Below are 24484 nucleotides of genomic sequence, written 5' to 3' on the forward strand. Positions count from 1 at the left end.
AGCTTCCACGGCCATTTCAATCTCACGCAGCGACCGCGGTGGCTGATGCTCAGAGTTCATCCGGTTCCTTTGGTTGGTGGGTTTACGTCGATTGAGGAACCGTTCACGCACTCATTGTGGGGGCAGTGTCAAGATGCACCCTGCATCGGCTCCTGGACCTGCGGCCCCTTGTGTTCATCGGGAAGATCTCCTACGGCATATACGTCTGGCACTTCCCCATTCTCTGGTTTCTTGAACGATCGGCTTCTCCGCGGTTGTGGCTATTCTGGCCAGCGACCATCGCCGCCACGCTGCTTTCCTACTACCTGCTGGAGCGCCCCTGTCTCAGGCTTAAGGCGAAGTTTTCCGGCGTTGACGGATTGCACCGGCGCCACCGCGGCCAAACCTGAGACTTCGTCACTGCACGACGCCGAAATGCTGCGCGCACCCGTTCGCGTGCTTGTTTCCATGCACTGCACTCCCTAGATTCTGGCGAATGAGCACAGCGTTGAACGAGCAGGTGCAAGCGACCACGGCCTGGATCAAAACCCTTCGGCAGGAAATCTCCAAAGTCATCGTGGGCCAGGAACCGCTTGTGGATCGCCTGCTCGTGGGGCTATTAGCCAACGGCCATGTGCTGCTCGAAGGAGTTCCGGGGCTTGCCAAGACGTTGTCCGTTCGCACCCTCGCGACGGCCATTCATGCAACATTCCGTCGAATCCAGTTCACGCCCGACCTGCTCCCTGCCGACATCACGGGGACGCTGATTTACAGTCCGCAGGACGGAAAATACCACGCAACGCGCGGGCCGATTTTTGCGAACTTCGTTCTCGCCGACGAAATCAACCGCGCGCCCGCGAAGGTTCAATCCGCGTTGCTGGAAGCTATGCAGGAACGCCAGGTCACGTTGGGCGGCGAAACGATGCCCCTGCCGTCGCCCTTCCTTGTCCTGGCCACCGAGAATCCGATCGACCAGGAAGGCACTTATCCGCTGCCCGAGGCGCAGGTGGACCGCTTCATGTTCAAGGTGCTTCTGGATTATCCTGCGTTCGACGACGAACGTCTGATCCTGGATCGGATGGCAGCAACCGCGCCGGAGATGCACGTGAAACCGGTTGTCAATCTCGAGCAGATCCTGGAAACGCGAAAGATCGTGGACCAAATCCATGTCGACGCGAAGATTCGCGACTACATTGTGCACGTTGTGTTCGCCACTCGAAAACCGGAGAACTACAAGCTCGATGTGAAGCACTTCATCCAGTTCGGGGCCTCACCCCGCGCCACGATCAACCTGACGCTCGCGGCGAAGGCATGGGCGCTTTTGCAGGGCCGCTCGTATGTGACGCCGGAGGATGTGAAGAGCATCGGGCCGGATGTGCTGCGCCATCGCATCATCCTGACCTATGAGGCCGAGGCGCGGGCGGTGACCAGCGATGTCATCGTGAGCCAGATTTTCAAGACCGTCCCGATTCCCTGAGGCCGGATCGATCATCCAAACCCATTGTTAATCCTGAGAATTGTATGAACGCCCTACGCACCTGTGCGCTGCTGCTGGCTGGAATGGTGTTTGTGAATGCCGCTGAGCGCCACACGTTCACCATTGGCACGAATGATTTTCTCCTCGACGGCCAGCGTCTGCAGATTCGCTGCGGCGAAATGCACGCCCCGCGCGTGCCGAAGGAGTATTGGCGGCATCGGCTTCAAATGATCAAGGCGATGGGGCTGAACACGGTTTGCGCCTATCTCTTCTGGAACATGCACGAGCCGCGCCCGGGCGAATTCAACTGGTCGGGCCAGGCCGATGCGGCGAAGTTTTGCAGAATCGCGCAAGAGGAGGGATTGTGGGTGATGCTGCGGCCGGGGCCATATGCGTGCGCGGAATGGGAGATGGGAGGCTTTCCGTGGTGGCTGCTGAAGCATCAGGACATCCAGTTGCGCAGCCGTGATCCGAACTACCTGAATGCCGCCAAACGTTACCTCAAGGAAGTAGGCCGCGTGCTCGGGCCGTTGCAGGTTTCGAAAGGCGGGCCCATCCTTATGGTTCAGGTGGAAAATGAATACGGTTTCTTCGGCAAGGATCCTGAATACATGGGCGAACTCCGCCAGGCGCTGCTGGACGCGGGATTCGATGTCCCGCTGTTCGCCTGCAATCCGCCTTACGCGTTGAAGAACGGTTACCGCGCCGACCTTTTCCCCGTCGTGAATTTCGGCTCCGATCCTGCGAACGGCTTCAAGGCGCTGCGCGAGATTCTGCCGCAGGGGCCGCTCATGTGCGGGGAGTTTTATCCTGGATGGTTCGATACCTGGGGCGCGCCGCATCACACGGGCAGGATCAATACGTATCTTGCCGACCTGGAATACATGCTCAAGGCCAACGCCTCGTTCAGCATCTACATGGCGCATGGCGGCACGACATTTGGTTTCTGGACCGGGGCTGACCGGCCGTTCAAACCGGATACGTCCAGTTACGATTACGACGCGCCGATCAGCGAAGCCGGTTGGACCACGGACAAATTCTTCCGGACTCGGGAGCTGTTTGCGCGTTACCTGCTCCCGGGTGAAACGATTCCCGAACACCCTGCGCGCAATCCCGTGATTTCCATTCCCGAACTGCAGGTGCAGGAAATAGCGCCGATGTTTGCGAATCTTCCGGGTTCGGTGAAGGACGCGAGTCCGCGGCACATGGAACTTTACGACCAGGATTACGGATGCATCGTGTACCGAACGAGGGTTCCCGCGGGTCCTGCCGCCACGCTGGAAGCCGGGGCCATTCACGACATTGGCCAGGTATTCCTGAACGGCGAGCGCGTCGGTTTCACGGATCGACGCAGCCGGAATTTCAAGGTGCGGCTTCCTGAACGCGCTGATGCTGCGACCCTCGACGTTCTGGTTGAAGCCATGGGGCGGGTGAATTTTGGCGTTGAGGTGCATGATCGCAAAGGGATTCATGCGCCAGTCACGTTGGGTGGAAAGGAGCTGACGGGTTGGGAGGTGTTCAACCTGCCGCTGAATGAGAAGATGCTGGCGTCGTTGAAGTTTCAACCCGCGCGGAATCAAACGCAGAGCGCCACGAACACGAAACCCGCCTTCTATCGCGCGCGCTTGAACGTGGATAAACCGGGCGACACGTTTCTCGACATGCGTCCCTGGGGCAAAGGTTTTGCCTGGGTGAACGGGCATAACCTCGGCCGCTATTGGAACATTGGGCCGCAACAAACGATGTACATCCCCGGCCCATGGCTGAAATCTGGCGCGAACGCAATTATTGTCCTCGACCTCGTTGGACCGCAGAAGCAGGTCGTAGCGGGGCTCGAAAAGCCGATTCTCGATGTGCTGCGTCCCGAGCTGGATTTTGCGCGCGCGAAACGGGCTGAAGTCAAATTGAACTTCGATGGCGTCCAACCGGTTCACAGCGGCAGTTTTCCCGAGGGAGTGAGCCAGCAGGAAATCACGTTTGCATCGCCGGCCCGCGGCCGTTTCTTCTGCATCGAATCCCTCAATGCGCACGACGGCAAGGCATTCGCGGCGATTGCGGAACTGACGCTTCTCGACGCATCGGGCAGGGCGCTGAGCACCGATGGCTGGACGGTGTCGTATGTGAGCAGCGAAGAGCGCACCCGGGAAGACGGGACTGCGGAGAACGCGATTGACGGGCAGACGGCGAATTTCTGGCATACGCAGTGGGGCGATGCCTCGCCCGCGCACCCGCATCGATTGATCCTGAACCTGGGCGACGCGCGCACCGTCGGCGGCTTTCGTTACGTTCCCCGCCAGGGTGCCGGGAATGTCGGCGGCCGCATCAAGGAATACCGCATTTATGTCGGCGATGAACTTGTGCGCTGATGCATGCGCATGGCCCTGCCAGTTCGTATCCAACCGTTGCAGCCCGGCATCATAATCATAAATTGTAAATCCTAAATGCATGGAACTTTCGGCCCTGCTCGAATCCGTCCGCAACATCGAGGTCCGCACCAATCGCCTGGTGAATGACACGATGGTGGGGGCGTATCTCAGCCAGTTTCGCGGCCGCGGAATGGATTTCGAGGAACTCCGCGAATACATGCCGGGCGATGACGTCCGCGACATTGATTGGAACGTCACGAATCGAATGGGACGCCCCTTCGTGAAGCGTTTTCGCGAGGAGCGGGAATTGGGAATGGTCCTCGCAGTGGATGTTTCAGGGTCGGCGGCGTTCGGTTCTGGCAATCGCACAAAACGCGAGTTTGCCGCCGAGGTCGCCGCAACCATCGCCGTCTCAGCTGCGCGCAGCAGCGACAAGGTCGCGCTGCTGATGTTTTCGCAGGAGGTTGAATTGTTTGTTCCTCCACGCAAAGGGCGGCGGCATATTTTGCGCATTCTGCGCGAATTATTATCGCTCGAACCGAGGAGTCGTGGAACCGATATTCCCGCAGCGCTCACGTTTCTCAATCACGTTCTGCATCGCCGTTCTTTGGTTTTCCTTCTCACCGATTTCCTGCACACCCAGGGCGCCGCTACCGACGGGTTGTTTGGCACTGGCGCGGTGAAAACAACCCGCGATGTCTTTCAGGAACTGGGATTGACGAATTCGCGGCATGACCTCGTTTGCGTGCATCTGCATGATCCGCTGGAAAGCGCCATTCCAGGCGCGGGACTCGTCACGTTTGAAGATGCAGAAACGGGTGAACTGCTGGAGGTGGATTCGCATCGGGCGCGCAACCGCCAGCAATACTCCGCGACGAATGCCGAGCGGCTCATGCAGCTGGATCGCGCCCTCCTGCACGCGGGCGTGGATACCGTGCGCTTGAACACTGCGGAACCTTTCGCGCATGCTCTTCAGCGATTCTTCGAACTGCGCCGCGGCAGGAGGCGTGGATGATTCGGTGGCTTTGGAGCAGGGCCATTGAGGGCAGCGTTTTCTTCCTGACCCGGCAAGTGGCCGCAGCCGCTGGCGGGGAAGGGCTGACGTTGAGTCCGCCGCATCCTGAAATTCCGGCGACGTTTCTCGAACAGTATTGGCTTTGGGTAATCTCGGGCAGCCTGGCGCTGGCCATTATCGTTTCCGCGTTCGGACTCGTCCTATGGCTCACATTGCGTTCCCGCGGCGCAGGGATTCCATCGCCGGACGAGATCGCTCGAAAGGAGCTGCAGCGGATTCACCAGGAGGCCGCCACGTCCGCGAATCTAAGTGCCATTTCGCGGGTCCTGCGGGCCTATCTGGTCGCGCGATTCCAATTGCCCGCGGAGGAGTTCACAACGCGGGAACTGAGCGATGCGCTGCTTCGCAAACAATCCGTCGGTCCGCAGCTCGCCACGCGTCTGAACAGCTTTTTCAAGCGGTGCGACGAGCTCAAGTTTGCGCCATCAACGCAGCCGCCTGCCACTGCCGCGGAGGAGGCACTGGCACTTGTAAATGATTGCGAGCGCAGGAGGGCCGAGCTTTTGCAGGCGTCCTTGAAGGCGCCCCCGATCCATTCATGAACGGCAACTTCGAATTCCAGTATCCGTGGTTGCTGGCGCTGCTCGCGTTATTGCCGTGGTATGCATTTCTGCGCGGACGATTTGGGGGGCATTCCGCACTGCAGATCTCAAGCACGGAAGTCGTGCGAAGCGTCGCCACACCCGCGCGCACCGCACCTGGACGCCTGTTGCTGTTCCTACGCTTGCTCACCGTGGCGTTCTGCATCGTTGCCGCGGCGGGCCCGCGGTTTGCGAATGACCGAACCGAAACCCAGGCAAGCGGCGTCGACATCATGCTCGTGCTCGATCTTTCATGGTCGATGATGGCCCTCGACATGAGCGGGGCCGGCGAACGCGTCACACGCTTTGATATTGCGGCAGATGTGCTGAAGGACTTCGTTCGCAAGCGACCGAACGACCGCATCGGCCTGGTCGTGTTTTCTGCCGTTCCCTATCTCGCCAGCCCGCTGACACTCAATCACGAGTGGCTGATCGGTAATATCGATCGCATGCACATCGGCATGATTCGCGAGCTGGGAACCGCGATCGGCGATGCCACAGCCACCGCTGCCAAGCGGTTGAAATCGGCCCATGACAGCAAGAGTCGCATCATCATCCTGCTCACGGACGGCGACAACAACCGCGGCGAGATTGATCCTGTTCCCGCAGCCCAGCTGGCGGGCGCGTTGGGGGCGCGTATTTACACGATCGGAATTGGCGTCGAGGAGCCGTGCCAGCTGCCTGAATTCGAGCCCTCCACGGGTGAGCTGCGGCTGGATGAAAATGGCAACGTGAAGTGGACGCTGGTGTTGCAGCCCGCCAATTACTCGGTGCTCAGCCGGATGTCGGCGCTGTCGGGCGCCAAGTCGTATCGCGCCAAAAACCGCAGCGAACTCGAGAACATCTACAACGAGATTGATCGCCTGGAGAAAACAGAAGTGAAGCTCCGGCGCTACACGCTCTACACGCCGCTTTTTCAATGGCCGCTTGTCGCGGCCTTCGGACTCTTCGGCCTGGAGGTTTTGCTGGCGAACACGCGTTTCAGGAGGATTCCATGAGCGGCATGCAGTTTGCCGAACCCGGATGGTTGTGGCTTGCGCTGGCTGCTCCTGTGTTGCTCGTGACGGTCATGCGCTACGCCGCGTGGGCCCGGCAGCGCCAGTTGCAGACGCTTGCCTCGGCTCAAAGGCTGCCGGAACTGACGCGTTCCCACAGCAGGAGCCGGCGCGCCATTAAAAATATTCTGCTCGTTCTCGTTGCAATTCTGATGGGCATCGCACTGGCGCGACCGCAGTGGGGTGTGCAGGAGTTTGCGATCCAGGAAATCGGCGAGGACCTGGTGTTCGCCATCGACTGTTCGCGCAGCATGCTGGCCGCGGACGTTTCGCCAAATCGCCTTGAACGGGGAAAACTCGCGGTAATCGATTTTGTGCGCCGCCATCCCGAAGGGCGAATTGGCCTTGTGGCGTTCGCGGGCCAGGCATTTCTGCAATGCCCGCTGACCTTCGATCACGAGGCCTTTGAGGAATCGTTGCGCGATCTCGATGAACGCACGATTGCGGTTCCCGGCACGGATCTTGGCCGTGCGCTCCAGGAAGCGTTCCAGGCAATGGAGAAGAAAAGCCGGCGCAAAACCGTGGTGCTGTTGACCGACGGAGAGGATTTGGAACAGTCGGGAATTCGTGTTGGGGAAGCGCTCGCGCGCGAAAACGTGGTGGTGTTTACAATCGGCGTGGGAACGGAAGCCGGGGCGGAGATTCGCGTGCTGAACGAACAGAACCAGCCCGAGATGGTGCGCGACGCGCAGGGGCAGCCTGTTCGCAGCCGCATGGACGAACAAACGTTGAAGCGGATTGCCAGCGTGACCCGCGGAGCTTACTTCCCGCTGGGCGCGCTCGGGGAAGGCCTGGCGAAGGTGCAGCTGGCCATGCAGAAGGACGAAGCGTCAGGGGCAAATGTGCCCGTTCGACGGCTCGGAATTGATCGGTATCACTGGTTCGTGGGACTCGTGCTATTATTGCTCGTCGCCGAGTCCCTAATTGGAACGCGCCGGCATTTGAACGCATGAGAATCCCGCCACTCCATCCTGGGTTCTGGGTGATTGCCTGTGCCGCATTCAATGCGCCCACCACAATGGCGGCCGCACCTGTGTTCATGGAATTCACCAACAGCGCGCGGATTGCAACCGAGCCGATGCCGCACACACCTCGAGAGCAGTTCAATCGCGCAACCCGCGATCTGCATGCGGGCAAACTAGGCGACGCGGAATCCCTGCTGGTGAAGGTGTTGGAATCGCAGAAGGAAAAATTTCAGGCACCCGCGCTGTTCAATCTGGGCCACACCCGATTCGCCCAGGGTCAGGAACATTTAAAGAAGTCAGAGGACGGACGGGCGAGCGCCGCGCAGGGACGGTCCGCGGCCGAGCGCGCGAATGCAGCGGCGGCGCGCGCGCGGGACGTGCTCGCGGGCAACGACCTGCAGCAGATGGTGGAGGCGTATATGAACGGACGCGGGGCGCGCCGGGAATTGAAGGCCGCGATGGAAGGAGTCCGCCGCGCCCTGGACCTTCATGGCGCCGCGCTGCGCAAGTGGCATCGCGCCCTCAAGGATTTTCGCAGCGCGGCAGAGTTGAACCCGGACAACGCAGACGCGCGGCGAAATGCCGAGGTGATTGAACGCGAAATTGCAAAGCTGGTGGACAGCATTCGAGAGATGCAGCAGGCCGCGAATCAGATGGCACAAAGCCGCCAGGGATTGCAGGAACAAATGAAGCAACTGGGCGGGCGCATACCTGATTCCATGATGCCTCCGGGAGCGCGGGGCGAAGATGAGGAAGAGGAGGACGGTGAGAACGGCCGGGAAAACCCGCCGAAGCCCGAGCCCGGCCAGCACGAAAAACCGGGGCGCATGGGCGACGAAATTGAACTCTCGCCCGAGCAGGCGGGGTGGATGCTGGAAGCGTTCCAGGGCGACAGCGACCGACGGCTGCCGATGGGGCCAGGCGACACGGCAGATCCGAAGAATAGAAACAAGGGGCGGGATTGGTGAAGCGCTGGGGAACAATTCTGGCGCCGTTATTGTTGCTGGCCGGCGGGTTCGTCGTGTCCGCGCAGCAACCAGGATTGCTGCCGCCATCGCGGCCGCCAATGGATCCCTTGTTGCAGTTGATGATCACGCAGCCTTCGATTGACGTTACGAGCAATCTCGTGGCGACCGCTGTCTTCGATCCGCCCGTGATCAATCCCGGTGGCAAGTCCGTTTACAGGTTCACGGTCAACGCACTGAACGACTCTGTGGAATGGGCTGAGCCAGCCTTTCCCACGGAACTCCGCGCGCGTTTCACGGCGCGCGGCCAAAATCTTTCGATGATGCCGGGCGAGGCAAAGTTGAAGCCTCTCACGGGCATCAACTATCACATTGCGGCGGAAGTGGAAGGTGTGTTTTCCGTTCCCGCTTTTTCGATCAGCGTCTACGGCCGCACCGTGCAGGTGCCTGAAGCGCAACTGCAGGTGGCCGCAGTGGGGCCCGCACAATCCCCTCAATTCCTCACGCTCGATGTGGACGCGACGAATTGCTACGTCGGCCAGCCAGTAAAGGTTCGCGTCCTGTTGACGGCTTCCGCAGCGAACCTTGTTCAAACCGCGCAGGAGGTGAAGCTGAACGGCGACGGCTTTCTCGTCGACCTCGCCAACGCGCGGCAATCGATCAGCGGGGTTCCCGGCAACGGCTCGCCGACAGCGTATGTTTACGAGACGAGCCTTTCGCCATTGCGCAGCGGCGAGCTCACTGTGTCAGCCCAGGGGTTCACGGGCGGAAATCTATTTGGCGGCGCGATTGTAATCCGCGGACAGGTCACGATTCCCGGCGGTCCGCCGCAATTCAAGTTCCTGGATTCCGAGCCGCTGACGCTGCGCGTGCAGCCGCTTCCGAAACCCGAGCTCCCCGGTTTCACAGGCGCGATCGGCAGCTTTAGAACGGGCCCTCCCCAGTTGTCAACAAACCGAATTGCCGTCGGCGGCATTCTCAAATTGTCTGTTGCGTTTGCCGGAGACGGCAGCCTCACGCGCCTCGTGCCACCACCGCCGCCTCTCTCCACAAACTGGCAGGTGTTCGAAGCCGAACGTGGTGGTCCCACGGTCCTGCACGGCAACCCGCTCGTTTTGCCGGGAGCGGCTGTTGCGTTCACCTACACGCTCGTTGCGCTGACAACCAACGTTTCCGAAACCCCGCCCATCCCGTTTAGCTTCTTCGATGCTGAAACGGGAACGTATGTCGATGCGACGATCCCTCCAGTGCCGATTCTTGTCATCCCGGGCGAACGTCCCGCTGATCCGGCAGCGCTGGCGGTTTTGATGAAGGAACCCGAGCGCGAGGAGAAGCCGCAACTGAGCGCGATCGCCACAGTTCCAGGACGAACCGTTTCAAGCCTTGAACCTCTGCAACATCGCCCGTGGTTTATTCTGCTGCAGATCGCGCCGCTCGCCGCGTTCATTGCGCTTTGGCAATGGGATCGCCGGCGCCGTTACTACGAGCAGTATCCGGACGTGCTGGTGCGCCTTCGCGCTCGCCGCGCGTTGAAGCGGGCCCGCCGTGCTGTCGAGCGCGCGAGGGCGAGCGGGGATGCCGAACGATATCTGCACGAGGCTATCCGCGCCATTCAGGTCGCAGCCGCGCCCCAGCACGTGGCGGAACCCCGCGCGCTTGTTGCACGGGATGTCGTGCAGGCTTTGGAGGGCGATTCCGGGAGCCGCGAATTCGTGCAGCAATTATTCAGCGCGGCCGACGCATTCCATTTTTCACCAGCGCCGCAGGTTGAAAAAAATCCGGCTCAGTGGCATCCGAAGTTGGAACGCATTCTCAACGACCTCGAAGCCCGCCTATGAAAGGAAGAACGCCCGCTCGACTGATTTATGCGTTGATGCTGATCGTGTCCGGTTTGCTGGCAACGCAAGGTGTGTCGAAGGCAGCGGATTCGTTCGTTTCCGGCGTCGAAGCGTATCGCGCCGGGAATTTCGTCGAAGCTGCAGCAGCGTTCCGCACCTCTGTGAATGAGCGGCCTTCCTCCGGGGCGTTGCTCAACCTCGGTCTTGCCGAGTGGCATTCCACACGCCCCGGGCCGGCGATTATTGCATGGGAACAATCGCTGTGGCTGAATCCTTTCGAAGCCAGAGCGGGGAAAAACCTGCGATTTGCTCGAGACAGCGCACAACTGGAGTCGCCGGATTTGCGGTGGTACGAGGTGGCTTCCACGTGGTTGTCCCCTGACACATGGGCGTGGCTGACGGGCGCCAGTCTCTGGCTGGCCGTGGGGGTGCTGGTCGTGCCGGGTGTCCTGCGCCGGCGCAAGCGCGTCTGGCATCAGGCCGTCGCGGCGCTAGGCCTCGGCGTTTTTCTCGTGTGCATCCCTGCCCACATTGGAACAACGACACGAACACAGATCGGTTTTGTTCTCGAGCCAGAAACGCCGTTGCGGCTGACGCCAACCTCCGAGGCGGAGAACATCACTGTGCTGGCAGCAGGAGAACCCGTCCGATCACTGGAATCGCGGGGGAACTTCATCTTCGTGCGTGGCAGCCGCGCCACCGGGTGGTTGCGAACTTCCGATGTCGGATTCATCACGCGTTAAGTTGCGCGTGCGGCGTGGAATGGCTAGAGCGGCGGAGGAGAGTAAGCGAGCCCATGCGCTTCGGCGACCGCCCGGTGGGTGACTTTGCCGTTGATGACATTGATGCCTCCGCGGAGCGCTGGCTGCAGATTGCAGGCTTCCGCCACGCCATGATCTGCAAGGCATTCGATGAAACGATACGTGACGTTTGCAAGCGCCTGCGTTGCGGTTCGCGCATAAGCTCCCGGCATGTTTGCCACGCAATAATGCGTGACACCCTCCTCAACGAAGGTTGGATCGTGATGCGTCGTGGGCCGCGATGTTTCCGCGCAACCGCCCTGATCGATCGCGATATCCACCAGAACACTGCCGGGCCTCATTCGGCGAAGCATTTCACGGCGAATCAGTTTGGGAGCCTTTGCCCCGGGAACCAACACGGCACCGATCAATAGGTCAACGCCTGGCAGGATTTCCATCAGGTGCGATTCACTCGAATAGAGGGTGTGCGCGGTGTGCAGGGTGATGTCGAGAAAGCGCATCCGTTCCAGGTCCACTTCAAGGATGGTGACGTCAGCGCCGAGTCCCTGTGCCATGCGCGCGGCGTTGATGCCCGACGTGCCGCCCCCAAGCACCACCACTTTTCCCGGCAGCACTCCCGGAACGCCACCCAGCAACACGCCGCTTCCCCCGCAATGTTTCGCCAGAAAATAACCGCCGACCAGGACCGACATGCGCCCGGCGATTTCACTCATGGGTTCAAGCAGCGGCAGGCGGCGATTGATCTCGACGGTTTCATATGCAATTGCGACCGCTCCGGATTGCATGAGCGAATCTGTCAGTGCGCGGTTGGCGGCGAGATGAAGGTAGGTGAACAGGATTTGCCCCTTGCGAATCAGGCTCAGCTCCGGTTCGAGCGGTTCCTTCACCTTCACAATCATGTCCGCCGTTTCGAACACCTTCGCGTGTGAATCGGTCATTGCAGCGCCAGCGGTCTCGTATTCCGCATCCGGATAACCTGCGCCGATCCCGGCGTTGCGCTCGACCACGACTTGATGCCCGCGCCGCGCGAGTTGGTACGCACCCGAAGGCAGCAGCGCCACGCGAAATTCCTGGCCTTTAATTTCCTTGGGAACGCCAATGATCATAGCGGAAACGTTCGTTCGTCGTCCTTGGTCGGTCCAACCACTTCTGTGTGAGCAGCAGCGGCTGCCTCTTCCTGAGCCGTTGGAATTTCAATCTTTGCGATCGGCGCGTTTGCGTCCGGCTTCGCCGCGCTCGCCTGCACGGTCTCTTCCCGATCCTTGGCGGGCGTGGTGGATTCCGGAGTTATCGCACTCGGTTTCAAAGCAGGGCTGATTTTCATGTCTTCCTCGTGCGGCGAGGGCGGCTGCAGTTGCTGGCGGGCTTCAGCGCGCGATGCCAGAGCGAGCAGGGAAACCTTAGACGCGGCATCCTTTTCCGCTTCCTGGATGCGCGCGAATTCCCCGAAGACCTCAGCGCGGACAGGTTCGTCGCGCGTGAGAAGTTCCTGTCCCTGCGTGGCGCGCATGGCCTGCAGGACATGATGCGCTGTGATGTTCTCGAGCGGCCGCGCGGGAAGGTAACGCGGTTCCTCGCCCGAAAGTTCCACGACAAGGTGCGCAGCCATCAGCGTTTGCAGGACTTGCTGGATCAGGCGGCTGGGAATCCCAAGTTCCGTGGACATTTCGTTCACCGAGGCCGACGGCATCCCATGCAGAAAACGCTGCCCGACCGCAGTCATGAGGCGCAGGGCCACGAATTCGCGCCCGCGCTGGTTGACGTTCTCCGCGAGCTTCTCCTGGAGGTAAAGGGCGCGATTCTGAAACGCGTAAGACACTTGTGCTCCGAACAGAAGAATCACCCATGAGATGAAAAGTCCGGCCATGAACAAGGGAACCAGGGCCAGACCCCCATACATGTTGAAATTCGTGGCCACGCGGGACACGTAAACGAACGCAAACACATTGTTTAGATGCCATAGTGTTCCCGCAACCATGCCGCCGACCAATGCCGCGTTGAAATGCACCTTCGTGTTCGGCACGGCTTTGTAAAACATCGAGAACGCCAGCCAGATGATCCCGAGGGTGACGGCTGGAAGGATCAATCCGCCGACGATCGGCATATCGACAAGCACTTCCCGCGTCGCCTTAAAATGCGCGCCGCCCGAAAGCCCCAGGGCGCTTGCGAGCAGCAATGGGCCGAGTGTGATGCTGGTCCAATAGATAATGATCCGCAACGGCCAGCTGCGTCCGCACGTCACGCCCCAGATGTCGTTAAACGTTTCCTCGATCTGGCTCAGCATTCGGATTGCGACCACAATCAACAGGATCGTGCCCGTGATTCCGAGCGTTCCGCTGCGCGTGCGCTGGATGAAATCGTTGATTTGTCGCGCCGCTGTCTTTTGCACGGAGGAGATGCGGGAGTTGTCCTGCACATCCGAGCGGATTGCAGCCGCCGCAGCCATGACCATTTGGTTGGTGATGTCGGCCGAGTTCAGGTTCGTTGCTGTGATGACCGCCACGTTTGTTCCCTGCGGTGCTGCATTGGAAACGACGACGGTGAGGTTGGGCAGCCCGGTTGCTGGATCACCTGCCGATTGCGGCCTTTCGGGCAACGGCGTGACAAGGTCGTCGAACTCGGGCTCGAAGACAAAATTGGTCCCGGTGTTTGCGGGCGGAATGAGGCTGGCCACCATGCGTTCGATGAAACGCTCGATGCTGTCTTCGCCCTGGTCCTTCAGCAGGCTGCTTGTGACGCCGAGCGCGACGGCGAGCATGGGGATCATTGCGAGCAGCGTGCTATAGGAGAGTGCGGAGGCACGAACGGGGCAGCGATTTCGGATGAAGCTTTTGACGACGAGAACCCAGAAGTGGAGGAACTTGTACAGCCGCGTCGATTCAGCCCCGGCGCGAAACGGCTTTTCGTCCCAGAGATTTTCCGCCTGCTCGCGGAATTGCTCGAACCTGGATTTCGATTTCGGCATTGTCGAGGACGCTACCAGAGCGCCCCTTCAAGTCAATTGCACCAGCCTGATCCGGCGACTTGGAAGTTCTGTGGAGGAGACATTTTCTTTTCTTGCGGAAGGGGAATGTCGTGCTTCATTATTCCGGCCCTGCGTGCGCATATGGTGGAATTGGCAGACACGCTACTTTGAGGTGGTAGTGGAGCAATCCGTGCAGGTTCAAGTCCTGCTATGCGCACCATTTCTTTTTCGGATGTTTCCTGCAATCGCTCTTCGGGCTCCCCCTGAAACCACCTACCTTGACTTCGATTGGCGAAAACTGAAAGGATCGCGCATCCACTCTGCCAGCTGCACTTTTGAAGACGTTTGCTTTTATCGCGATGTTGTTGGCTGCTGTCGTATCGCCGGCCGGTGGTGCTCCGACTGGCGCCGATATTTCCCCCGCGCCCCTCGCTCCTTCGTCGGGTGTGCTGCCGTTGCGCTTTTCGGAGCAGCCCGCCACTGACGAAATCAGGAACGCCCGGGTGTTCGATGAGCCGCTTGTTCCGGTCGGGCGCGAACCAGGCCCCGCGGAGAATTCGGCCCTCGCAGCCGCTTTGCTTGCCTTTTCCCAACGGACGAATCCTGACGATTTTTCGAGTCTCTCTTCCTTCTTGAAGCGGTTTCCCCGCTCCCCATGGCGGGCTGCGCTCCTCACGAGCCTCGGGATCGAGTATTACCACGGCGCCCATTACTCGCTCGCGCTGGACGCATGGCGGGAGGCATGGGCGCTTGGCAGGAACGCCGCTGATCTCCCGGGGAAGTTTCAGGCTGACCGGGCGGTGTGCGAGCTCGCTTCATTGTATTCGCGGCTCGGCCGCATGGACGAACTCCACGCGCTGTTGGAGTCGGTATCCAATCGCGCCTTTCTCGGCGGGACGGCCGAACGCATCAACCTTGCCCGCGAGGCGCTTCAGATGATGCGGCATCAACCCGGCATTTCCTTTCGCTGCGGGCCGCTCGCGCTGCAATCCATTGCCCGCAGTCTGAATTCTGACGCGCCCATCGATCCTTCGATTCTCAACGCTGCGTCGGCGCACCGCGGCTTCTCATTGACGCAGGTGGCAGAAATCGGGAAGGACGCGGGGTTGAACTATCAGATGGCATTCCGCCGAAAGGGTGGGGCCTTTGTCGTTCCTTCTGTCGTGCATTGGAAGGTTGGCCATTACGCGGCGATGATCCAGCAGGTGGGAGATCGGTATTTGCTCGAGGATTCCACTTTCGGAAATACGGTGTGGGCAACGCGGCAGACGCTGGAGTCTGAAACGAGCGGGTATTTCCTGTTGCCGCCGGGAAAGCTTCCGCCGGGATGGCGTGATGTTTCAAATCGCGAAGGCAATCGCATCTGGGGAAAGGGAGTGACCAGCGGCATCGATCCCGACAACTACACGCCCGACGATTTGCAGGCGGGACAATGTCCGATCGAAGAGATGGGAATGGCGATTTCGCGCGTTCATCTCGGGCTGGCAAATTTGCAGATCAGGGATACTCCAGTGGGATACGCCCCGCCCGTGGGTCCAGCAGTGCGATTCACCGTGCGGTATAATCATAGGGATTATCTTCAGCCGGCCAGCCAGATCTCCACCGTGCTCGGCCCGAAGTGGAGCCACGACTGGACAGGTCATATCCGGGACACGCCGGCCAATCCGCTTGCCGAGGTGAAATATTTTGTCGGCGGTGGAGGCGCGCGCACGTTTACGGGTTTCGCCGCAGCAACGCAAACGTTCGCCTTGCAGCAGTTCGATCAGACGCGGCTGCGTCGCACGGGTCCCAACAGCTACGAGATGCTCTATCGTGATGGCTCGAAAAAGATCTTCGCCTTGCGCAGCGCGAATCGCGTTTACCTGACGCAGGTTGTCGATCCTGCCGGGAATGCCGTCACATTGACGTACGATGGCAGTCTGCGGCTTGTCTCGCTTACGGATGCGATCGGGCAGGTGACAACGCTTGAGTACACGCAGCCCGGGGCATCGCTTCTCATCACGAAGGTGACCGACCCGTTCGGCCGTTCCGCGCGTTTTGATTACGGAAGCTTTGAGTTGCTGCTCGAGCATGATGGCAATCCGAACACGCCACCTGTCCCGACCGATGTGTTTGCATTGACGAACATTACGGACGTGCTGGGACTTTCATCGCGCTTCGAATACGCGGGAGCTCCGGCGGTCGACACCAACATGACGATCACGCGGCTCACGACGCCGTATGGTGCCAGCACATTTCTCGCAGGGCAGGGCGGCGGGCCGAGTGGATCCACACGATTCCTGGAAACTGTCTACCCCGACGGAAGCCGGGATCGTGTTGAATACAACCAGAACACCAATGGCCTTGCGTTCTCGGAGCCTGCGGGCAGCGTTCCGCAGGGGATCAACGCGTTCAACCAGTGGATGCATGGGCGCAACACATATTACTGGGATCGCAACGCCTGCGCCCAGGCGTATGGGGATTATTCAAAGGCGACGATTTATCACTGGCTACACTCCCCGAATGTTGCGACGACCGCCGGGATTCTCGAAAGCGTGAAGGCTCCGCTCGAGCGCCGTGTGTGGTACAACTATCCGGGCCAGGGCGCGCCATATCATACTACAGGCAGCAGCGACCTTCCCATCCGCGTCGGCCGGGTGCTGGACGACGGAACGACGCAGCTGGACTCGTATGCTTACAACAGCCTCGGGCGGCTGGTCAGTTCCATTGATCCCATTGGCCGCGAGCTGACCTATATCTACGCGACGAACCAGATTGACCTTTTGGAAATCAGGCAGACTCGCGGGACGAACAACGAGCTGCTCTTTCAGGCAACATACAATTCACAACACCTGCCGGTGACGATCACAGATGCCGCGGGTCAGACAACCACCAACACTTACAACGCGCGGGGACAGCTGCTGACGAGCACCAATCCAAAGGGCGAGACCTCGACGTTCACTTACGATTCCAATGGGTATGTCGTGGCGGCTGATGGCCCGCTGCCCGGCACGAATGACACGTTCCGGACCACGTACGATGCCCTGGGCCGTGTCCGCACCCGAACGGACGACACGGGGTACACCCTGACCTTCGATTACGACACGATGGATCGGATAACTCGTGTGACCCACCCCGACAGCACGTACCTTCAATTCACGTACAATCGCCTCGACACGGCAGGGCTTCGCGACACAGCGGGGCGGCAGACATTTTTCGAGCATGACAGCATGCGGCAACTCACAAAGCGGACCGACCCGCTCGGCCGTGTCACGCAATACCAATGGTGCAACTGTGGGGGCCTGCGTGGTGTTGTCGATGCCAACGGCCGGATCACACAGTGGGACTTCGATGTGCAGGGCAGGCCCATCGCAAAACAATTTCCGGATGGATCGGAGATTCGATACGCCTACGAGAACACCACAAGCCGCTTGCGGGAGGTTATCGACGAGAAGCAGCAGGTGACGTTGTACACCTATAACCGCGACAACACCGTCAAGTCTGTGGTTCACGCGAATGCGGCCATTGCCACGCCGGGAGTCTCTTACACCTATGACCCCGATTATGAGCGGATCACGTCGATGACTGATGGCATCGGCACAACGGTGTATTCCTACGTGCCCATTGCGTCACAGCCGGTTTCCGGCGCGGGTGAGATTGCTTCTGTGGATGGGCCGTTGCCGAACGACACGATCATTTTCGGATATGACTCACTTGGACAACGCGTGTCGATGTCGATCGGTGGGGTGCAGACTTCGATCGCCTTCGATGAGATTGGAAGGCTTGCGGCGGAAACGAATGCGCTGGGAGTTTTTGGATATGCGTATGAGGGAACATCCGATCGGATGGTTTTGCAGACGTCGCCGCATGGCATCACGACCGAACTGAACTATGCGAGCACGGTTCAGGATCGATTGCTTCAGCGAATGACGCACAAGGCGGGGAGCACTGCGGTGTCGGAATTCATTTATGGGCGCGACATCCCTGCGGGCCGCGTCGCCACCTGGAGCCAAAGGTTCGGAGCGTTGGCGCCGGACATTTATTCGTTTGGCTACGACGCTGCGAACCAGCTTCTCAGGGCGTCCGTCACCAACGGCGGAGCGCCGGTCAAAGAGTTTATTTACGCGTATGATTCAGCTGGCAACCGGGTGCTGGAGCAGGAAGGGGGATTGAATCAGGTCGCAACCTACAATGCGTTGAACCAGATCAGCACCAGCACCGCGCATGGGGCGAGTCGCACGAATGAATGGGATGCAGTGGACCGGTTGGTGGCGGTGAACACGGGGAGCGCGCGTACGGAATTCAGCTACGACGGCCTCAGCCGTTTGGCCAGCTTGCGCCAGCTCACGAATGGAGTGGAGGTTTCCTTGCGGCGCTTCGTCTGGTGCGGAGATTTCCTCTGTGAGGAACGCGATGCCGCCGGGGCCGTTGTCACGCGGTTTTTCAACCAGGGAATGAAACGCGAAACCGGAGCTGCCGCGGGCAACTATTATTACACGCGGGATCATCTCGGATCCATTCGCGAACTGCTGGATGCGGGCGGAAATGTTCGGGCGCGTTATAGCTATGACCCTTTTGGCCGGCGAACGCGGATTGCGGGTGATCTCGATGCAGCCTTTGGGTTCGCTGGAATGTTCTGGGTTCCGCAGGCAAACCTGTTCCTGACGCGATTCCGCGCGTATGACCCTGACATCGGCCGCTGGCTTTCTCGTGATCCAATGGAGTTGGCCGAAGCCCGCGAAGGTCCCAACTTGTATGCTTACGTGGGGAACAATCCGATTAACTTCGTCGATCCGGAAGGCCTCGCATTTACAACGGCTGATGCGTTTTGCCTAAAACATCCGCTCGTGTGCGCTGAGATTGCAGGCGTCGGCGCTGCGGCTGCGGACCGCGTCCGGCGTGGAGGCGAGATCCTTCAACGCGGCTGGCAGGCGGTCCAATGCGGTGCTGACAGATTATTGCCGGGAAGGATTCAGGCGATCCGAGAACGAGTTCCAGAAGCCGTGCGGCAGTTCAAGGATTACCTCAAGGATCCGTGGACGTCCGACAACGTGATGAAGCTCGGCGTGGATTACGCTGCGAAAGGAAAGGAATACTGGGCCACGGTTTACATGGGTCCGCCTCATCTGTGGCTGGAGGTGGGAATGGCCTTTGATGACGCGGCCCTTTTGTTGTCGCAACGCATGGGCATTTCCCTCGAGGCCGCGCGTTCGTGGCTGAGTTTTATCACGGGGTTCACACCGTAGGCGGGAGGAACAATGCGAGACGCCAGGCGCCCATCCGAATTTTCTCTGCGAACACAAGGGTGCGCCTCAGTTGGTCTCACGAGATTCATCGCCGCGATTCTCCTTTGCGAGTTGCTCACCATCGGACTCGCCCAGCCGGCACGATTCGTTTTCGATCCCAATGGCAATCTCGAGGTACGCGACGGCGTCGAAAACCAACCGCCGCACATTGTGCGCCAGCCGACGGACCATGTCGTGCAGCCGGGAGCGCTTTCCTCGTTTTCAGTGGTGGTGGCGGACACGAGGGGCGTGGCGTATCAATGGCGACTCAACGGCTCGCCGTTGCTCGGGGCCACCAACGATTCTCTATTGATATCACCGGCCAACCAAGACGAAGGGGCATATTCCGTGGTGTTGGTGAACGGTGGGGGAAGCGTGACAAGCGCCCCGGCCCTCTTGTTGATCGATGGCGACCGCGACGGACTGCCCGATTCCTGGGAGCAAAATCACTTTGGCGGACTTGGACAGCGTTCTGACGGCGATTTCGATGGCGACGGTGTTTCGAACCGAGACGAGTACCGCGATGCGACGAATCCGGCTGATGTGGCATCAGTTCTTTTCCGGCTGACGGTAATCAGCGATGGGGGGCACGTCACTGTGAGTCCAAGCCGTTTTGGCTTCACCAATGGAGAGATGGTGACGTTGACCGCGACGGCATTTGCTCCCAACACCTTCCATGGATGGGCGGGCGCGACGAATTCGCTGGAGCCGGTGATCAGCCTGAAGATGGATTCCAACAAAACGATCTTCGCCTTGCTTGGCTCCTACAATGTCGCATGGACCAACAACACGGGCGGGAATTGGAATGTCGCCTCGCATTGGAGTCCGAATGTCGTCCCGGGCTCGAACGACACCGTCAGCATTCCGCGCGGCGTCGTCGTCACGCTCAATTCCGATGCCGCCGTGTCAAGCCTCGTCATGGGAGGCGCGGGGTCGCCCACTTTGGCAGGGGCAGGCACCTTGTTGCTGCATCGGAATTCATCCTGGTCTTCGGGAACGATGAGCGGCGCGGGACGCACCATCGTGGCTCCTGGAGCCACACTCACGGTGGCGAATGGCAGCGCAGTGGGCTTGTCGCGGACACTTGAAATCGGCGGAACGCTGCTTTGGACCGGAGCCAATATTAACATGAACAACGCGGTGATCACCAATCGGCCGGGAGGGCTGGTTGAGGCGCGAGGTTCAGGAGGGCTGGCTTACAACGGAGGCACGCCGCGATTTGACAACGCGGGCACATTTCGAAAAGCAGTGCACACCGGAACCACCGCGTTCACGAGCGTCGGCTTCAACAACTTCAACGTCGTTGAAGTGCAAACGGGCACGCTCTCACTCGCTGGAGGCGGTTTCAATGGCGGCGCAATTCACATTCCCGCTGGCTCGGCCCTTGTATACGCAAGCGGGACGCAGGCTTCAATCGCGGGGTCGAGTATCACAGGCGGCGGAAACCTGACGATCAGTGGCGGCACGGTGAACCTTGCAGGGTTGGTGGATCTGCGCGGTACGCAGTCCGTGAACAACGGCGTCGCGAACTTCACCGGCAACTTCATCTGCACCAACAATACGCTGAACATCGCCGGCGGAACGGCAAACTTCAGCGGCACGGGAATCGTCAGCCCGGCGATTCTGAACCTGGGCGGCGGCACTCTGAGCGGGAATCAGGCCGTAACTGTTCTTGGTGCGATGAACTGGACTGGCGGCAGCATGAGCGGAAGCGGCCGCACCGTGATTCCATCAGGTGTGACCCTGACCCTCGCCAATGCCAACGCAGTGGCATTGAATCGAACGCTTGAGAATGGCGGCACGCTGTCGTGGACGGGTGCCAACATCAGCATGAACAATTCCGTGATTACGAACCGCCCGGGCGCGCTGTTTGAAACCCGCGGAAGCGGCGGTTTGGCTTTCAACGGAGGTTCTCCGCGAGTCGATAATGCCGGCACATTTCGAAAAACGGTCCACACAGGAACAACCGCGCTCACCAGCGTTGCCTTGAATAATTACAACACGGTCGAACTGCAAACAGGGACGCTGTCCCTGAGCGGTGGTGGTCTCAACGCAGGCACGATTCACGTTCCCGCTGGATCGGCCCTGGTGTACGCCAGCGGAACCCACACGGCGATCGCGGGATCCGGCATCGCAGGCGATGGAAACCTGACGATCAATGGCGGCACGGTGAATCTCGCGGGGTTGGTTCATCTTCGCGGCACGCATGCGGTGAACAACGGTGTTGCGAACTTCACCGGCAACGTCATCTGCACCAACAACACGCTGAACATCGCAGGCGGAACGGCGAACTTCAGCGGCACGGGAATCGTCAGCCCCGCGACTCTGAACCTGGGCGGCGGCACTCTGAGTGGGAATCAGGCCGTAACTGTTCTTGGCGCGATGAACTGGACTGGCGGCAGCATGACCGGAAGCGGCCGGACCGTGATTCCATCAGGTGTGACCCTGACCCTCGCCAATGCCAACGCAGTGGCATTGAATCGAACGCTTGAGAATGGCGGCACGCTGTTGTGGACGGGCGCCAACATCAGCATGAACAATTCCCTGATTACGAACCGGCCGGGCGCGCTGTTTGAAACCCGCGGAGGCGGCGGTTTGGCTTACAACGGAGGTTCTCCACGAGTCGACAATGCGGGGGTGTTTCGAAAGGTGCTCCACGCGGGCACGACTGCGTTCACCAGCGTCGCATTGAACAACTTCAATGTCGTCGAACTGCAAACGGGAACGCTGTCTCTGAACGGCGGCGGTTTTAACAGCGGGTCGATTGAAGTTCCTGCTGGGACGGCACTCGTATTCGCCAACGGAACTCACACTTCGATCGCTGGATCGAGTATTGCAGGCGGCGGAAATCTGACAATCGGCGGCGGCACGGTGAATCTGGCGGGGTTGGTGGATCTGCGCGGTACGCACTCCGTGAACAACGGCGTTGCCAACTTCACGGGCCATTTCATCTGCACCAACACCACGCTGAACATCGCAGGCGGAACGGCAAACTTCAGCGGTGCGGGAATCGTCAGCCCGGCGACTCTGAACCTGGGCGGCGGCACTTTGACGGGGAACCAGGTCGTGACTGTGCTTGGTGTGATGAATTGGACCGGCGGCAGCATGAGCGGGAGCGGCCGCACCGTTATTCCCTCCGGGGTCACCCTGAACGTCGCCAATGCAAACGTAGTGGGGCTGAACCGGAGACTAGAAAATGCCGGGACGATGTTGTGGACGGGATCCACTGTCAGCATGAATAACTCGGTCATCACCAATTGGCCCGGAGCGCTCATCGAAACACGCGGCTCGGGAGGGTTGGCTTACAACGGAGGTTCTCCACGATTCGATAACGCAGGCACCTTCCGAAAGGCAGTGCACACCGGGACAACAGCACTCACCAGCATTCCCTTCAACAACTACAACGTTGTGGAAATCCGCAGCGGAACCCTTGCGCCGAACGGCGGCTTCAACTCCACCACCAATTCCGTATTGGAATGCGTCCTAGCCGGGCTCACTCCCGGCGTTCAACACGGACGTATTCAGTTCACCGGGCCGATTGCGCTGTCCGGGACACTGCGCGTGAGTTTCACAAATAGCTTTGTACCTGGAGTCAGCGACTCCTTCACTGTTGTTGCAGCGAGCAGTCGCCAGGGCTCGTTCCAGAACTTTTCCTATCCTTCGGGCGAAGTGACAATGATCGTCAGCAACACGCCCAACGCCGTTGTGGTGCGGGTTTTAGATGTGCTGACAGGTGCTGCGCGCCCGCTGCTCACCGCATCGCGGAGCGGAACCAACCTCTTGTTGCATTGGACGGCCGAGCCGAACGCAACGTACCGATTGGAATATTCTGATGCGTTGGAGGGTGGCCCATGGAACGTACTTGCGGGAGACGTGACAGCGCTTACAAATTTTGCGCAGAAAGTGGAGATCCTCGGCCCAACCAACCGTTTGTATCGCCTGCGCGTGCTTCCATGACGATCGGCGCGGAGACCGCAAGGCTGTTGCGCGAGCCTCTCACAATGCAATCAGTGAGTCATCAAATAGAACACCATGTTGATACCCAGCGGATAGGCGATCTTTTCTGAGAAGCGGCTGAAGTAGAGATCGTTTTCACCTTCCCGTTCCCAGCCATCGCTCACGTCGCTGTTATGGATCGCTAGAATCATGATGCGTCCGGCGCCATCCAGCAGCGCGCGGACATGCATTTCTTCGCTGCCGGGGCCGCGGAACATGCGGTGCGGAGGAGAGTGCGCATCGGCCGGATTGAAGTCGGGATTCCAGAACTGAATGGTTGGGACGCGCAGGTGATGCATCGGACCGCGCAAATCGAAGACACAATGAAACACGGGATGATCCAGCTCGAGGTCGATCCAATGTTGATCCGGCACCACGCGGCGGATTTCGCTGGCGAAGCCTTCCCATTCGGGTTCGCTCCAGAAATCGTTCACGAAGAGGGCGCCGCCCGCCGCCAGGTATCGCCGAAGCGCACGCACTTCATCGTCGCTCAATTGCATGTAGCCCGCGTGCTCTAGGTAAAGCAGCGGGTGATTGAAAAGGTCGGGATCGGTGAGCTTTAACACTCGAGCATCCGGGTCCGTGCGGATGGAGGTGAGTTGCTGCAAGCGGTACGACAGGTTCAGGTCCGCATCGGGATAATCAACCCACCAACCGAGCCTGCGTCCGAAACCGCGCCGCGATCCGCGCGGCGCATCGGATTGGAATATCATTCGGGTGAACGTGAACACGTCGCGCTCGAATCCGGGGGCATTGGTCCATCCGGGAGTTTCGGAGCTGTGAGAAAGCGTTTCGCGAGCGGTGCGCACCTTGTCCTCGTCCACGACAGCGCCGCCCTCGATGCGCACAAGATTGCCTGACGAACGGTTTTCATCGAACCCGGAACGTGGTGGAAACTGCGCCACGCAGATTCCCGCACTGACGAGCGCGGCAGCAATCCACGCAAGGCATGTCTTGTTCAGGTTGTGGCGCGAGTGCATGGAGCGGTGAAACTCGCAACTCTGCCCTAACGCGCAGCAGCGTGCAACCTGAAGGGAGGAGTCAGCGAGTGGCATTGCGGGTCATCAAGGGCAGTTTTTCGGGGCAAATACGGGCGGCAAATCACACGAGTTCGGGCTGGCGGAAATCCTCGCGCTGCGTATCTTTGCAGTCACCGTGTGTAGGCCGGACCTGTTGTCCGGCTTTTTCTTTGCCGGC

Annotated in this window: 15 protein-coding genes and 1 tRNA gene; 13 read left to right on the forward strand and 3 right to left on the reverse strand. The window is 59.9% G+C overall.

Going from position 1 to position 24484, the window contains the following annotated elements:
* The first annotated feature begins 125 nt into the window (after window positions 1–125).
* The 10 genes from VEH04_17845 to VEH04_17890 all read left to right on the forward strand — a co-directional run bounded on the left by VEH04_17845 (window position 126) and on the right by VEH04_17890 (window position 11044).
* Window positions 126–389: an acyltransferase family protein gene (locus VEH04_17845; protein ID HYG24642.1), complete on the forward strand. Its 264-nt coding sequence runs from the start codon at window positions 126–128 to the stop codon at window positions 387–389.
* Window positions 390–475: 86 nt separating this feature from the next.
* Complete coding sequence (locus VEH04_17850) at window positions 476–1456, forward strand: MoxR family ATPase (protein HYG24643.1); 981 nt, start codon at window positions 476–478, stop codon at window positions 1454–1456.
* 44 nt (window positions 1457–1500) lie between these two features.
* Window positions 1501–3822 (forward strand): beta-galactosidase, encoded by a 2322-nt coding sequence (locus tag VEH04_17855; protein ID HYG24644.1) that lies wholly within the window; start codon window positions 1501–1503, stop codon window positions 3820–3822.
* Window positions 3823–3901: 79 nt separating this feature from the next.
* Window positions 3902–4837: a DUF58 domain-containing protein gene (locus tag VEH04_17860; protein HYG24645.1), complete on the forward strand. Its 936-nt coding sequence runs from the start codon at window positions 3902–3904 to the stop codon at window positions 4835–4837.
* The gene (locus VEH04_17865; protein HYG24646.1) at window positions 4834–5439 is read left to right on the forward strand and encodes a DUF4381 family protein; all 606 of its coding nucleotides are present in this window, start codon (window positions 4834–4836) and stop codon (window positions 5437–5439) included. Before VEH04_17860 ends, VEH04_17865 begins: the two co-directional genes overlap by 4 nt.
* A complete protein-coding gene (locus VEH04_17870; GenBank protein HYG24647.1) occupies window positions 5436–6476 on the forward strand; it encodes a VWA domain-containing protein in 1041 nt (346 codons plus the stop codon). The genes VEH04_17865 and VEH04_17870 overlap by 4 nt, the downstream gene beginning before the upstream one ends.
* Complete coding sequence (locus VEH04_17875) at window positions 6473–7486, forward strand: VWA domain-containing protein (protein HYG24648.1); 1014 nt, start codon at window positions 6473–6475, stop codon at window positions 7484–7486. Before VEH04_17870 ends, VEH04_17875 begins: the two co-directional genes overlap by 4 nt.
* Entirely contained in the window at window positions 7483–8466 is a 984-nt protein-coding gene (locus VEH04_17880; GenBank protein HYG24649.1) for a hypothetical protein, read from the forward strand. The genes VEH04_17875 and VEH04_17880 overlap by 4 nt, the downstream gene beginning before the upstream one ends.
* The gene (locus tag VEH04_17885; protein ID HYG24650.1) at window positions 8463–10301 is read left to right on the forward strand and encodes a hypothetical protein; all 1839 of its coding nucleotides are present in this window, start codon (window positions 8463–8465) and stop codon (window positions 10299–10301) included. Before VEH04_17880 ends, VEH04_17885 begins: the two co-directional genes overlap by 4 nt.
* Window positions 10298–11044 carry a hypothetical protein gene (locus VEH04_17890; GenBank protein HYG24651.1) on the forward strand — a complete coding sequence of 249 codons (747 nt, stop codon included), beginning with the start codon at window positions 10298–10300 and terminating at the stop codon, window positions 11042–11044. Before VEH04_17885 ends, VEH04_17890 begins: the two co-directional genes overlap by 4 nt.
* Window positions 11045–11067: 23 nt before the next feature.
* On the opposite strand, the gene ald is transcribed toward VEH04_17890, so the two are convergent.
* The gene (ald, locus tag VEH04_17895; GenBank protein ID HYG24652.1) at window positions 11068–12168 is read right to left on the reverse strand and encodes an alanine dehydrogenase; all 1101 of its coding nucleotides are present in this window, start codon (window positions 12166–12168) and stop codon (window positions 11068–11070) included.
* Window positions 12165–14027: a YihY/virulence factor BrkB family protein gene (locus tag VEH04_17900; GenBank protein HYG24653.1), complete on the reverse strand. Its 1863-nt coding sequence runs from the start codon at window positions 14025–14027 to the stop codon at window positions 12165–12167. Before VEH04_17900 ends, ald begins: the two co-directional genes overlap by 4 nt.
* 135 nt (window positions 14028–14162) lie before the next feature.
* Here VEH04_17900 and VEH04_17905 point away from each other — a divergent pair.
* From VEH04_17905 to VEH04_17915, 3 genes are all read left to right on the forward strand, one after another.
* Window positions 14163–14247: transfer RNA gene (locus VEH04_17905), tRNA-Leu, on the forward strand.
* A 139-nt stretch (window positions 14248–14386) separates the two neighbouring features.
* Entirely contained in the window at window positions 14387–19252 is a 4866-nt protein-coding gene (locus VEH04_17910; GenBank protein HYG24654.1) for an RHS repeat-associated core domain-containing protein, read from the forward strand.
* A gap of 111 nt (window positions 19253–19363) precedes the next feature.
* Window positions 19364–23248, forward strand: coding sequence for a hypothetical protein (locus VEH04_17915; protein ID HYG24655.1), 3885 nt, complete (start codon window positions 19364–19366; stop codon window positions 23246–23248).
* A 50-nt stretch (window positions 23249–23298) separates the two neighbouring features.
* Here VEH04_17915 and VEH04_17920 read toward each other — a convergent pair whose 3' ends face one another.
* Window positions 23299–24267, reverse strand: coding sequence for a DUF4159 domain-containing protein (locus VEH04_17920; protein HYG24656.1), 969 nt, complete (start codon window positions 24265–24267; stop codon window positions 23299–23301).
* Window positions 24268–24484 lie beyond the last annotated feature (217 nt).

This window comes from Verrucomicrobiia bacterium (assembly GCA_035629175.1).
Lineage (GTDB): Bacteria > Verrucomicrobiota > Verrucomicrobiia > Limisphaerales > DASXHY01 > DASXHY01.